Origin of the sequence: Acidovorax sp., assembly GCF_034519795.1 — a bacterium.
GTDB lineage: Bacteria > Pseudomonadota > Gammaproteobacteria > Burkholderiales > Burkholderiaceae_C > Acidovorax.
Window position 1 is genome coordinate 47279 of sequence record NZ_JAXHOB010000011.1, and the last position, 10665, is coordinate 57943.

General features: G+C 68.5%; 15 protein-coding genes and 1 pseudogene. 5 read left to right on the forward strand and 11 right to left on the reverse strand.

Features of this window, described 5'->3' with window-relative positions:
* Positions 1–45: 45 nt before the first annotated feature.
* Complete coding sequence (locus U5N23_RS13480; protein ID WP_322593321.1) at positions 46–747, forward strand: Crp/Fnr family transcriptional regulator; 702 nt, start codon at positions 46–48, stop codon at positions 745–747.
* A 28-nt stretch (positions 748–775) separates the two neighbouring features.
* On the opposite strand, the gene U5N23_RS13485 is transcribed toward U5N23_RS13480, so the two are convergent.
* Both U5N23_RS13485 and U5N23_RS13490 read right to left on the reverse strand, forming a co-directional pair.
* A complete protein-coding gene (locus U5N23_RS13485; RefSeq protein ID WP_322593322.1) occupies positions 776–1417 on the reverse strand; it encodes a BON domain-containing protein in 642 nt (213 codons plus the stop codon).
* 126 nt (positions 1418–1543) lie between these two features.
* Positions 1544–2893 (reverse strand): DUF2142 domain-containing protein, encoded by a 1350-nt coding sequence (locus U5N23_RS13490; RefSeq protein ID WP_322593323.1) that lies wholly within the window; start codon positions 2891–2893, stop codon positions 1544–1546.
* A gap of 197 nt (positions 2894–3090) precedes the next feature.
* Between U5N23_RS13490 and U5N23_RS13495 the strand changes: the two genes are divergently transcribed.
* Positions 3091–3273 (forward strand): hypothetical protein, encoded by a 183-nt coding sequence (locus U5N23_RS13495; RefSeq protein ID WP_322593324.1) that lies wholly within the window; start codon positions 3091–3093, stop codon positions 3271–3273.
* 331 nt (positions 3274–3604) lie between these two features.
* On the opposite strand, the gene U5N23_RS13500 is transcribed toward U5N23_RS13495, so the two are convergent.
* From U5N23_RS13500 to U5N23_RS13515, 4 genes are read right to left on the reverse strand one after another with little or no spacing between them, the layout of a single operon-like run.
* Positions 3605–3922 carry a hypothetical protein gene (locus U5N23_RS13500; protein ID WP_322593325.1) on the reverse strand — a complete coding sequence of 106 codons (318 nt, stop codon included), beginning with the start codon at positions 3920–3922 and terminating at the stop codon, positions 3605–3607.
* 35 nt (positions 3923–3957) lie between these two features.
* Positions 3958–4350 (reverse strand): hypothetical protein, encoded by a 393-nt coding sequence (locus U5N23_RS13505; RefSeq protein WP_322593326.1) that lies wholly within the window; start codon positions 4348–4350, stop codon positions 3958–3960.
* 59 nt (positions 4351–4409) lie between these two features.
* Positions 4410–4592: a hypothetical protein gene (locus tag U5N23_RS13510; protein WP_322593327.1), complete on the reverse strand. Its 183-nt coding sequence runs from the start codon at positions 4590–4592 to the stop codon at positions 4410–4412.
* A 28-nt stretch (positions 4593–4620) separates the two neighbouring features.
* Positions 4621–5574 (reverse strand): alpha/beta hydrolase, encoded by a 954-nt coding sequence (locus U5N23_RS13515; protein WP_322593328.1) that lies wholly within the window; start codon positions 5572–5574, stop codon positions 4621–4623.
* A 477-nt stretch (positions 5575–6051) separates the two neighbouring features.
* On the opposite strand from U5N23_RS13515, the gene U5N23_RS13520 reads away from it, so the two are divergent.
* Entirely contained in the window at positions 6052–6201 is a 150-nt protein-coding gene (locus U5N23_RS13520) for a hypothetical protein (protein WP_322593329.1), read from the forward strand.
* Between the two features lie 45 nt (positions 6202–6246).
* Positions 6247–7290 carry an aminoglycoside phosphotransferase family protein gene (locus U5N23_RS13525; protein WP_322591857.1) on the forward strand — a complete coding sequence of 348 codons (1044 nt, stop codon included), beginning with the start codon at positions 6247–6249 and terminating at the stop codon, positions 7288–7290.
* Between the two features lie 60 nt (positions 7291–7350).
* Here U5N23_RS13525 and U5N23_RS13530 read toward each other — a convergent pair whose 3' ends face one another.
* A complete protein-coding gene (locus tag U5N23_RS13530; RefSeq protein WP_322591858.1) occupies positions 7351–7866 on the reverse strand; it encodes a hypothetical protein in 516 nt (171 codons plus the stop codon).
* A 361-nt stretch (positions 7867–8227) separates the two neighbouring features.
* Here U5N23_RS13530 and U5N23_RS13535 point away from each other — a divergent pair, with 361 nt between their 5' ends.
* On the forward strand, positions 8228–8656 hold the full coding sequence (locus U5N23_RS13535; protein ID WP_322591859.1) for a hypothetical protein: 429 nt from the start codon (positions 8228–8230) through the stop codon (positions 8654–8656).
* A gap of 27 nt (positions 8657–8683) precedes the next feature.
* Here the strand turns inward: U5N23_RS13535 and vapC are convergent, their stop codons facing one another.
* From vapC to U5N23_RS13555, 4 genes and pseudogenes are all read right to left on the reverse strand, one after another.
* A complete protein-coding gene (gene vapC / locus U5N23_RS13540; protein WP_322591860.1) occupies positions 8684–9085 on the reverse strand; it encodes a type II toxin-antitoxin system tRNA(fMet)-specific endonuclease VapC in 402 nt (133 codons plus the stop codon).
* Positions 9082–9315, reverse strand: a complete 234-nt coding sequence (locus U5N23_RS13545; protein WP_322591861.1) for a type II toxin-antitoxin system VapB family antitoxin — start codon at positions 9313–9315, stop codon at positions 9082–9084. Before U5N23_RS13545 ends, vapC begins: the two co-directional genes overlap by 4 nt.
* Before the next feature lie 66 nt (positions 9316–9381).
* Positions 9382–10008 carry a nucleoside-diphosphate sugar epimerase gene (locus tag U5N23_RS13550; RefSeq protein ID WP_322591862.1) on the reverse strand — a complete coding sequence of 209 codons (627 nt, stop codon included), beginning with the start codon at positions 10006–10008 and terminating at the stop codon, positions 9382–9384.
* A 154-nt stretch (positions 10009–10162) separates the two neighbouring features.
* A pseudogene (locus U5N23_RS13555) lies at positions 10163–10665 on the reverse strand (hypothetical protein); the annotation flags it as partial.

Below are 10665 nucleotides of genomic sequence, written 5' to 3' on the forward strand. Positions count from 1 at the left end.
GCCTGGTTTTCTTTCAGGTGCCGCATGACAAGAGCACAGAAGGCCATGGCATCCACCGAAAACCAATTGATAGAGCGGCTCCCCCAGGCTGCGCGCAAGCAGCTGCTGGACCAGTGCGAGCCATTCGAACTCACCCTGTCGGCCGAGCTGAGCGCGCCCGGCACCCCGCTGAGCCATGCCTATTTTCCGCGCGAGGGCTTTGTCTCGCTGGTGGTGGGGGTGGACAGCCACCCCTCGCTGGAGGTGGGCATGGTGGGGCGCGAGGCCATGCTGGGGGCCGAACTCATCCTGGGCGCTGCCAGCACGCCCTGGCGGGCACTGGTGCAGGGCGCAGGCGCCAGCTGGCGCATCGGCGCAGCCGCGCTGCGCACGGAGACCGCCACCAACCCGGCCCTGCTGCGTTTGCTGCAGGCCAGCGTGCTGGTGCGGCTGCACCAGCAGGCGACGGCGTCTGCGTGCGAGCGCTACCACACCATCCGCCCGCGCCTGGCGCGCTGGCTGCTGATGAGCCAGGACCGCGCGGGCACGGACTGCTTTCACGTCACCCACGAGTTTCTGGCCCTGATGCTGGGCGTGCGCCGGGTGGGGGTCACGGTGGCCGCCAGCGCGCTGCAGGACAGCGGCCTGATCTCCTACCGGCGCGGCGAGATGACGGTGCTGGACCGCCAGGGCATGCAGGCCCAGGCCTGCAGCTGCTATGCCGCCGACAAGGCCATCTACACCGAACTGATGGGGGTGGCCGCATGAAAGCCACCGGGGAGCAGCCCTTGCCGAGTCAGCGCTTGATCAGCAGCTCGTCGTGCACGGATGCGATGCCCAGAACCCCGTAGATCATGACCCGGCTGCGGGTGGCGAAGCTGGCGCTGCTGTTGGAGGCAGCATTGGCCTGCAGCGCGGCACCATCGGCTTCATTGGCTTCACCTGCTACAGGGCGCTGCAGGAACATGGGCTCCGCCCTGTCGGGGCCTGGCATGGGGATGAGCGTCCCGTTGCGCACAAAGCTGGCCCGGGCTGCGCCAACATCGAGCACTTCGCGCTGCCCGGCAGCGGACGCCTGGGCCTGCGCGCGTGTGAGCAAAATGCTTTCGACCCTGATGACGCCGGGCACGTTGGTCACGACGAACAGCGCCAGCTCGACCTGGACGGGGTCATCCGTAGCTCCGCTGAGCAGTGCGGCGCCCTGGACCACGTCAACGGCGATGCGGGTGCTGCCCACCACCGGCGAGAGCAGCAGGGCGGTCTCGATGCGGGCCCGGAGCACGCCATCGTCCAGCGTGGCCTCGATGGCGGCCATGTCGGGCGGCAGCAGCGCCAAGCCATCGCCCCACTGGCAACCCGGAACGGCCACCAGAAGGAACACCCCGACCATGGCGCCGGCCAGGAAGGCGCCCACACGGGAGGTGCTCGTATTCAACATGGCATGGCCTTTGGAGCAGCGGTTGCCAGCGGCAATCATGGGGCCAGTTTGACACTTGCTCAAAGGCACGTCCGTTCGCAAGCGCACGCAGCGCAACCGACTTCATCGCTGGCGCCGACATGGCGGTCAGAACGCCGCCAGCTGGTAGCGCCCATACAGGGTCACGGCCAGCACCAGGAGGAAATACGCGGCCATCGCGCCGCTCACCCCGAACTCGGTGGCCTGCTGCACGGGGGTGCGCTGATGTTCCAGCGGCCCGATCGCCAGCGCGAACAGCAGGGCGGGCATGATGAAGTAGCGCCCCTGCACGCCCGAGATGACCTGCGCGGGGTAGTCGTTCCAGGTGACTGCGATGGCGAAGAAGGCCAGCAGGGTGCTGGTGGCGGCGCAGGCCGTCAGAACCGCGCGCAGCAGCGTGTACTGCCGCTCTTCGCGCCCCGCGTAGGCCGTGGCCAGCAGTGCCAGCGCCGCCAGCACGGCCCAGATCCCGTGCATCGCCGGCCTGGGGATCAGGGTGTCGAGCCAGCCCAGCACCCCGACGAACGAGTAGACCAGCATGTACCCCTTGTCCTTGTCGGCCAGCGTGCTGCCGACCAGGCCGAGGAAGTACAGCGGATCTTCCAGGTAGATCTGCACGATCTGCAGCGTGGTGTGCGAGCGCTCGATGCGCTCATCCATGGTGGTCAGCAGCACGAACAGCGTCCAGCCCAGGCTGGCCGCGCACAGCAGCACGAAGCCGCCGAGCCGGGGCCAGGAGAAGCGCTGGCACAGCAGCAACAGCGGCAGGGCCAGCAAGGGCAGCAGGTTGGTGCGCGAGGTGACCAGCACGAAGGTGAAGCCCAGGATGGCGGCATACCGCCATCGGCAGGGCGCCGCGGTGCCACCGTTGCACTGGGCCTGGTACTGCGCGACGGCCAGCCCGCCGAGCACCAGCGTCATCGCAATGCACAGGCCGTCGATGGTGGGCGACAGGATCTGGAAGGCAGACATCGGCATCAGCACCAGGGCCCGCACCAGCAGGTTGGGTGGCAGCAGGTGCCAGGCCCAGGCCAGCAAGGCCAGCACCGTGAGCGCCACCAGGGCGCGCGTGAAGTCGTAGCTGGCCCGCATCGACCAGTCCAGATGGCGCGAGATGGCCAGGCCGGTGGCATGCGGCAGGTAAATCAGCGGCAGGTAATAGGCCGTGCCGGCGGCATCCACGAAATGCCGGTCGTTTGCCCAGCCGTGGCGCGAGGCCTCGTCCATCAGCCAGCCGGGAGAAACATCGGCCTTGCGGTTTCCGGTGATCGTCGCCATCCAGGTGGCAAAGCGGATCAGATGCAGGTCGGCATAACCCCCGGTATGGCCGCTGGCATCGGGCGCGGGCTTCTCCAGCAGCAATTGGCCGTTCGCGATCATGTCGGCCCGGTGCAGGTGCATTATCTCGTCCGGCGACTGGAAGGCGGGAATCATCCGCGCCATTACCAGCGCAAGCATGAAGGCGAGCAGAAATAATCCGACGCGCACAGTGCGCCGCCACCAGTGGGCGGCGCAAAGGCCGCGCGCAACCCGGAGCGTTGTATTTGCCGCCGCGTTGCCAGGCCCTGCAGCCGAATTGAATAGGTTGGTGTCAAGGGTGGCCTGCATGTGAATATCTCCCTGCTCTTTGGTGTATATGTTTTTCGTGATTCGGTATGGCGCAGCTGGAGGGCCTGCGCGGTTTGATCGGCCGTGCCAATCCCCGCCGCCATGACCATGGAAGAAACACCGGGCTGCAGAAATTCAGGGCGATGGATATCCATCGCCTGGCGCGATCAGAAATTGAAGATGGCGAACATGGCACCCGGAAAAGGGCGCATCAGAGAATGGAAAGGTGAACCATTGTGGATTGGCCCGGGATAATTAACGGTGATTCCCGTCACCTCCCGGTGGTGCCCAGGCCATGGGCGCATTGGCAGGCGCGGGCAGCACGCCGCACTCTGGCTTGGGGCAGGGCACTCAGGGGGGGCTCACTTCAGTTGTCCATTGCGCTGCGCGCCACCCGCGACGCATGAAACTGGCGCTGCCCAGGCCAGTGCCCCCGCGCAAGGGCCGCCAAGCCGCGGATGCGGCGCTTCGCTTGCGTGCGCTGGGGGCGTCCCCCTCCCAGATTGCGAAGCAATATGAGAGAGGGGTGAAGGCGCGAAGCGACTCAGGGGGTGCTTCACTTCAGTGTGCCACGCCGTGCAAGGGTTGCTGCGTGAGCTTGGCATAGGACAGCACCGCGATGAGCTTGTGCAGCAGCGTGCGGTCATCGCTCTCCAGGGGCTGGGCCAGCAGCGGCACCAGGTGCGAGAGCGCCTGCTCGACCTCCTGCGTCGAAAACGTCTGGTCCTCGTACAGGCCGAAGATCCGGTGCAGGAAGAACGAGTCCGCGTGCGCGAGCAGGCGCAGGATCGCCGGCAGCTCATGGTGGTCGATGCTGCCGACAGGGTGGGCCGGGTTGCGGATCTGCGGGCCGTTGCCGGCGATGAATTCGAATGCCATGGGCTGTTGGTGCGTGTGCGTTGCTCGTGAACAGGTCAGATCACCGTCCGTTTGCCTGCGTGGTAGGTGGCCAGGGCCGAGGCGATTGCTGAAGGCCAGTAGAAAAGCGCAATCGCGATCACCGTGGCGACCCAGCCCAGGTAGATGCACCAGAAGCGGCACTGGCCCGTCAGGCTGGCCTGGCGCCAGGTCATCACGGACAGAAGCAGCAGCTGCAGCGGCAGCACCGTCAACAGGATGTAGTGCACCCGCATCGTGGGCGACACATCCGCCCCGGTGAATGCGTGGGCCAGGAACGAGCCTGCGCTTTGCAGGAAGGGCATGCCGGAGGCCGCATCGGGCGACAGAAGAATGAACCAGGCGCCAATGGGCAGCGCGGCGCTGAAGGCAAACTCCAGGCTGGCAATTCGCAGTTCGGACAGCTTCATTTTGGGGGCGGGGCGGTTGGGTTCAAGCGGTGGGGCAGGCTGGGGTGTGCGCATGTCGGTCAGCCTGCAAAAGCCACTGGAGGCGCAGCCGGCGGACGCGGCCGTACTTTGAGCAGCAGCCAGGTCAGCAGCGGCAGTGCGCAGAGCCACTTGGCGAAGTCCACCGCGGTGGCGGCGTTGTACGCCAGTGCCGTGGCCACGAAGGCCAGGCCGCACAGGAGAGGGGTCTTCCAGCGGTGCATGGGGCTCACTTCCTTGGTGGACAAAGATTCAGGCCGCGCAGGCCTGCGCCACGGTGCGCACGGCCCGCTGGTCCAGGACCAGGCCAATATGGCTGGTGCCGGGCACCACGGCCACGGGCACGGGCCGGCCGGCCTGTGCGAACAGGGGGGCATAGCGGTCGGCGTGGAACACCTCGTCGTCCTGCCCGGCCACGATGGACAGCGCCCTGCGTGCCTGGCGGATATCGCCCAGGTAGTTCCCCCGGGGGCGGAAGTTCATCGCCACGGTGTACGAGTAGCTGGGCGTGAGGTGGGGGCGCGAGGCCTCGTCCAGCGCAAAGCGCAGCACCACCAAATGGTTCCACCAGCGGATGCCCAGCTGGTTGAGCAGCCGCAGCGCCACCAGGCGCGGCAGGCCGACCGATGCCCAGCCCCCCACGTCGGGCCGCGCGGTGGGTGCGTTCTGGTGCAGAAAGGGCGCCAGCAGCACATAGCGCTCGAACAGGCCTTGCCGGGCGCTGCCGGCAAAGCGCAGCGCAAAGCCGCCGCCCGCAGAGAACCCCATCAGCGTCTGCGGCCCCGCATGGGGCACTGCGCGCAGGAAATCCTCCAGGTCATCCTCCATCTGCCCCAGGTAGGACGCCTGCCCGCGCGCGCCGGAATCCCCGTGCCCGCGCATGTCCAGGGCCGCGACCTCGTGGCCCGCAGCGGCCAGCGCCTGGGCCAGCACATGCATGGAGCGCGCGCGCGACGAGGAGCCATGCACCAGCACCACACGCTGGCGCGGCGCGGCGGGCGATCCCGTCGGTGCATAGGCATGCCAGGCCAGCCGTGTGCCATCGCGCGCCGCATAGCGTTGCACCGGGGGCAGGCCGCTGAAGTCCACGCCCTCGAACGGGCTGTTCACGCTGGCCAGCGGCGCGATCTCCCGCGGCCCGCCCCAGGCGATGGCCGCGGCCAGGCCCGCGAGCGCGGCAATCAGCAGGATGGCGAGGAGGGTCATCGGCAGGCACAGGAAAGTGAACGTGGGCGCCATTGTGGCGAGATTCCCCGCGCTCGGGCAGCACTCAAATGGGTGATGCGCCAGGCGCTCGAACAGCCCCTCAGAGGGCGTTGTGCTGCCGGTTCTCTTCTGCATCGATGAATTTACAAAGGGCTACACTCATCTCGCGCTCTGGCGGGAGGCACACGATGTTTTCGAGCAGGTGCGCGGCATCGTCAAGGTAGTGACCGCCGTGGCCGCTACACACCAGGGATGGACGGTTGCGAGCCCCTGCGCGAGATCCGCAAGGACAGGCGCTTTCGCACGCTGTCCATCTTGGCGCTCACGGCCAAGGCCATGCAGGGCAACCGTGAGAAGTGCCTGCAGGCCGGCCGCCAGCGACTACATCGCCAAGCCGGTGAACACCCACCAGCTACTTTCACTGATGCGTGTATGGCTGAGCCTCTGAGCCCGGGACCGACGGCAGGCCTTTAGCAGATGTGGGCCATCAGGGGCTGGGGGCAGGAGCAGGACATGCGCTGGGCGCGGGAGGCGGGCTTCGACCACTACCTGGTCAAGCCCGTCAGCCCGGAAACGCTCATCGGGATGCTCGCCGACCTGGCATCGGCGCTGGCCGCTGCGGGCTGAGGTTCGGCGACAATCACCCGCCGATCACCAGACCCCAAGGAACCATTGGACCCATCGATCCTCGCGCGCCTGCTGGCGCCCGCCTTTCTGGCCGCGCAAATCGAGCGGCACCTGCAGCTGGGGGGCGCCTCCCTGCGGTCCGCAACGCCCAGGGACATCGATGCCCCGGGCTACCTCTCCGACCTGGTGGGCGTGGTGCTGGACTGGAGCGATCCGGTCGCCAGCGTCCCGGCGCGCGCCGTGCTCAAGGTGTCGCACCCCGGCTACGGCCAGCCGGAGCTGCCGTTCTACGAGGGCATCGCCGCGCACCTGGGCAGCCCTGTCATCCCCCGGTTCTTTGCCGGCGGCGTGGATGAACCCACGGGGCGCACCTGGCTGCTGATGGAGGACCTGTCGGAGTCGCACATGCGGCCCAGCGAGGCCCCCCTGCCGCCAACCCTGGAGCGCAACGGGCAGATCGTCGAGGCGCTCGCGCGCTTCCACGCCGCAGGCCGGGATCTCGGCCAGGCGCCGGGCACGGGCGGCACCACGCTGTGGGACCGCCTGCGCGCATCGGACTGGCAGGACGGCGCCTGGCAGCGCCTGCAGGCCCAGGCCGGCGATGCGCTGGACGAGCGCACGCGGGACATGTATGCGCGGTTTCTCCCCGCGTTTGCGGAGCTCGTCGAGCGCGCCGACCAGTTCCAACACCGTACCCTCGTCCATGGCGACGCCCACGTCTGGAACTGGATGGTGCCACGCGACGGCAACGCGGCTGGGGTGGCCAAGCTCATCGATTGGGACGGCTGGCACCAGGGCGTGGGCGTGTGGGATCTCTCGTACATGATGGCGGTGCAGTGGGACCGCCGCGTGCGTGCGCGCTTTGAGATGCCGCTGCTCGACCGCTACCATGCGGCCCTCGTGGCCAGCGGAGTGTCCGGCTATCCGCGCGAGGCGCTGCAGCAGGACTACCGGCTTGCGGTGCTGCTGCACCTGCGCACGCCCCTCGCCCGGTTCGCGCGGGGCATGTCGGCCTATGTCTGGTGGCCCCAGATCGGGCGCATCGCCGATGCGGTGGAAGACCTGGACTGCCTGGATCTGTTGGGATGAAGCACGCCCCCACAGGCACACGGGCGCTGCCGGGGGCGCCGTTCCTGGTCTCGGTGGCGATCATGGCGGTCTGCGGGGGGCTCCTGGTCGGGCTGCGCGCGGTGCGGGGGCGGCTGGCAGGCTGAAGACCGGCCGGCGCCCGAGGTCCGGACCGCCCTGGCTTGCTCTGTGCGCCTTTGGCAGAGCGATCCTCCACACCACCAGGCCGCCCGCCGCGAACGACGCTGCAACCGCCGTGGCGGGCAGGGCACCGGTCCCCAGGGCGAGAAGGCCTGCGCCCACCAGGGCCGCCGGCAGGCCTGTCGCCACCGGCCAGCGCAGCAGGCGCAGCCGCGCCAGCAGGTAGAACAGCACTGCCTGGGCTGCCGCCACCACCAGGTACAGCAAGGGCCAGGCCATCAGGGTCGTGGTGATCGTGTGCGTGTAGCCGTCGTCGGGCGTGCCGTCGGGCCGCAGCAAGGGCAGCGAGGCGAACTCGATCACCACGGCCAGCAAGGGCACCAGCAGCGCCACGGCCGATCCGGCCAGCACGGCCTGGGTGAAACGGGCAAGAAAGGGGCGGGGTCGTGCTGGCATGGCTGCGAGGCTGTGAAGGTCCCGTGGATGGTGCACGATTGTTGCGTGCCGTGTCGCCATCCCTATGAGGTGGGAGTGAAGTTTTTCCAAAGGCCGGTTCGGTGCGAACCTTCGGGGCCCCTGCACATACGCCGCAGCGGGGCTGCCCGCCGTCATGCCTTGCGGCACAGGCCGCCATGCAGCGCTTGCATGGCCTTGTTGCTTTTTGTGCCGCGCGGCCCGGATGTTACGAAGGCTTGCATTTTTGGGCGGGGCGCGCGCCTATTCTCGGCCTCGATGTCCATGGAAAGCCAGCGCCGCGTACCGCGCGTTGCCATGGCGCATTGCAGAACAAGCCAATAACCCGAGGGAGAAGAACACCATGGCCCAGAACCACAACCGAACCACCATCGCCAGGGCCGCTGCTGCGGCCATCGCCACCGTGGCCGGCCTGCTGCCGCAGGCGCATGCACAAACGGCTGCAGCCGTGCGCGACGTCGCCGTCGTGGCCGAGGCCGATGGCCCGCAGGCCGCGCGCCTCGGCGCCCTGGTGACCGAGGGCATTCGCAAGAGCAGCTCCATGCGCTACAAGGAGCCCGCGTCCAAGGCGCAGCTCACCGTGCGCATCGCCACCATGTCGGCGCAGGACGCGGGCTCCATCGTCTATTCAGCAAGCTGGGTTTCCACCGGCAAGGACACCCTGATCGACCGGCAACTGGCCACCTGCGATGTGGAGCGCATCGCAGCCTGCGCAGACACGGTGGTGGCCAGGACGGATGCGGTGCGCGCGTCGCTGGCTGGCAAGAAGTAGGGCGGGTCGGTTGAGGGCAAATCCGTATCAGGCCACGGGAACCCAGTTGTCCAACTGCAGGCCGGGCACCTTGGCAAATTCGCGGCTGTTGTTGGTGACCAGCAGAGCCTGTTGGCTCAGGGCATGGGCGGCGATCATGGTGTCGAGCGAGCCAATGGGCGTGCCACGGCGCTCCAGATCGGCGCGCAGGTCGCCATAGGCCCACAGCGCTGCCTCGTCGAACGGCAGGATCGTGAGCGGGGCCAGGAACATCTCCAGCGCCTGGCGGTTGCGTGCCGAGCCGCTTTTGGCGACGCCATACGCCAGTTCTGCCGCCACCACGCTGCACAGCCCGATGTCGCCGAGCCGGTATTGGCGAAAGCGCTCCAGCACCGCAGGCGGCCTGGCATTGATGAGGTAGATGCAGATGTTGGTGTCCAGCAGGATCATGGGGTGATCTCTGCGCGCATCTGGTCGTCAGGCTGCTGGCGCTCCAGCACAAAGCCTGGCTCGAAAGCCGCCAGCCCTTGCTCCAGCGTTTGCCACGGGGCCTCGACCGGCAGCAGCAGCACGCCGTTGCCAAAGTGCTTGACGACAACCTCGGTGCCGGAAAAGCGGTATTCCTTGGGCAGCCGGACGGCCTGGCTGCGGCCTGACTGGAAAAGGCGTGCGGTGTCCATGGAGGGGCCCCTTCAGATGGTGATTATCAATGGTAGCTACCAAAAGCCGGCTCGTCAAAGCGACGGCTATTCCAGCGCCCGCCCCATCAACACCTGCACCTGCGGCACCCCCTCGGTTGGCCCCGCCTGCACGGCCCGCACCAGCGCCCGCGCCACGTCGGCGCCCGGCCGGGCGCGGTAGTTGGCGGGGATGATCGGGTCGAGCAGCTTGAAGGCCTGGATGGAGAGGGATTCGGCGGCGCGCGGCGCCTGGCCCAGGGCCTCGCGTTCGCCCAGCAGCAGGGAAGGGCGCGCGATCACCAGCGTGGCAAAGCCCAGGCTCTTGAGCACCTGCTCGACCTCGCCCTTGACGCGGTTGTAGAAGATGCGGGAGTGGGCATCGGCGCCCATGGCCGTGACCACGCCGCAGCGGGTGGCACCGGCTGCGAGGGCCGTGCGCGCGGTGGCGATCACGGCATCCAGGTCCACGGCGCGAAAGGCCTGCTGGCTGCCGGCGGCCTTGATGGTGGTGCCCAGCGTGATGTAGACATCATCCACGTGTGGCAGGGCAGGCACCACGGGCTTGGCACCCAGAACGGCGAAATCCACGGCGTGCAGGTGCAGCCGTGGATGTGAAATGTCCGGCCTGCGCCGGCCGAGGGCATGCAGGGCATGCACCTCGGGTGGCAGCGCGCCGTTGCCGGGCGCTGCCATGGGGGATTGATCCCCGCCGTTGGAGTCCGCCCCCAATCCTTGGGACTGGCGCGGCCGAGGCGAGTGCTCCCGCGCAAGGGCCGCCCCGCCGCGCTGGGAGCGTCCCCCTCCCGACTCGTGCAACGAGTCGAGAGAGGGGTAGGCGCGAAGCGACTCAGGGGGTGTTCTTCACCTGCCAAAGAGCCGCGAGAACCGCCTGGCCCACGAGACCCGTTGCCCCGGCCACCAGAACCACCCGTGCCGCCTCCGCCATAGCCGCCACCTCCGCCGTTGCCGCCACGATAACCACCACCACCGCCACGGCGACCGCCGCCGCCCATGCTGTCCACGCTGGTACGCATCGGATCAGGCTGGCCACCTGCGCCGCCGCCGGCATGGCCGGAGCTGCGATGGCCTGGATTGGCGTGGCCCATGTGGGTGCCCAGGTGGGCATTGGGGCGTGGTGGCTGGTCGTCGTAGCGGTTGCCGCCACCACCACCTTCATAACCACCGCCGCCGCCACCACCGCCACCGGAACGGCTGCGTGCCGGGCCCGGCCACCGGCGCGTGCGCCGCCGCCCTGGCCGCCGCCACCACCGCCAGCGCGTGCGCCGCGCGGGCCGTTGCCGCCACCGCCGCCGCCAGCCGAAGCACCGCCACCGGCGCGGCCACCACGGC

Excerpts from the sequence above, each read along its gene's own strand:
- U5N23_RS13480 (WP_322593321.1), top strand. The coding sequence starts at position 46 with ATGGCATCCACCGAAAACCAATTGATAGAGCGGCTCCCCCAGGCTGCG.
- U5N23_RS13485 (WP_322593322.1), bottom strand. The coding sequence starts at position 1,417 with ATGTTGAATACGAGCACCTCCCGTGTGGGCGCCTTCCTGGCCGGCGCC.
- U5N23_RS13490 (WP_322593323.1), bottom strand. The coding sequence starts at position 2,893 with ATGCTTGCGCTGGTAATGGCGCGGATGATTCCCGCCTTCCAGTCGCCG.
- U5N23_RS13495 (WP_322593324.1), top strand. The coding sequence starts at position 3,091 with ATGGCGCAGCTGGAGGGCCTGCGCGGTTTGATCGGCCGTGCCAATCCC.
- U5N23_RS13500 (WP_322593325.1), bottom strand. The coding sequence starts at position 3,922 with ATGGCATTCGAATTCATCGCCGGCAACGGCCCGCAGATCCGCAACCCG.
- U5N23_RS13505 (WP_322593326.1), bottom strand. The coding sequence starts at position 4,350 with ATGAAGCTGTCCGAACTGCGAATTGCCAGCCTGGAGTTTGCCTTCAGC.
- U5N23_RS13510 (WP_322593327.1), bottom strand. The coding sequence starts at position 4,592 with ATGCACCGCTGGAAGACCCCTCTCCTGTGCGGCCTGGCCTTCGTGGCC.
- U5N23_RS13515 (WP_322593328.1), bottom strand. The coding sequence starts at position 5,574 with ATGACCCTCCTCGCCATCCTGCTGATTGCCGCGCTCGCGGGCCTGGCC.
- U5N23_RS13520 (WP_322593329.1), top strand. The coding sequence starts at position 6,052 with ATGTGGGCCATCAGGGGCTGGGGGCAGGAGCAGGACATGCGCTGGGCG.
- U5N23_RS13530 (WP_322591858.1), bottom strand. The coding sequence starts at position 7,866 with ATGCCAGCACGACCCCGCCCCTTTCTTGCCCGTTTCACCCAGGCCGTG.
- U5N23_RS13535 (WP_322591859.1), top strand. The coding sequence starts at position 8,228 with ATGGCCCAGAACCACAACCGAACCACCATCGCCAGGGCCGCTGCTGCG.
- vapC (WP_322591860.1), bottom strand. The coding sequence starts at position 9,085 with ATGATCCTGCTGGACACCAACATCTGCATCTACCTCATCAATGCCAGG.
- U5N23_RS13545 (WP_322591861.1), bottom strand. The coding sequence starts at position 9,315 with ATGGACACCGCACGCCTTTTCCAGTCAGGCCGCAGCCAGGCCGTCCGG.
- U5N23_RS13550 (WP_322591862.1), bottom strand. The coding sequence starts at position 10,008 with ATGGCAGCGCCCGGCAACGGCGCGCTGCCACCCGAGGTGCATGCCCTG.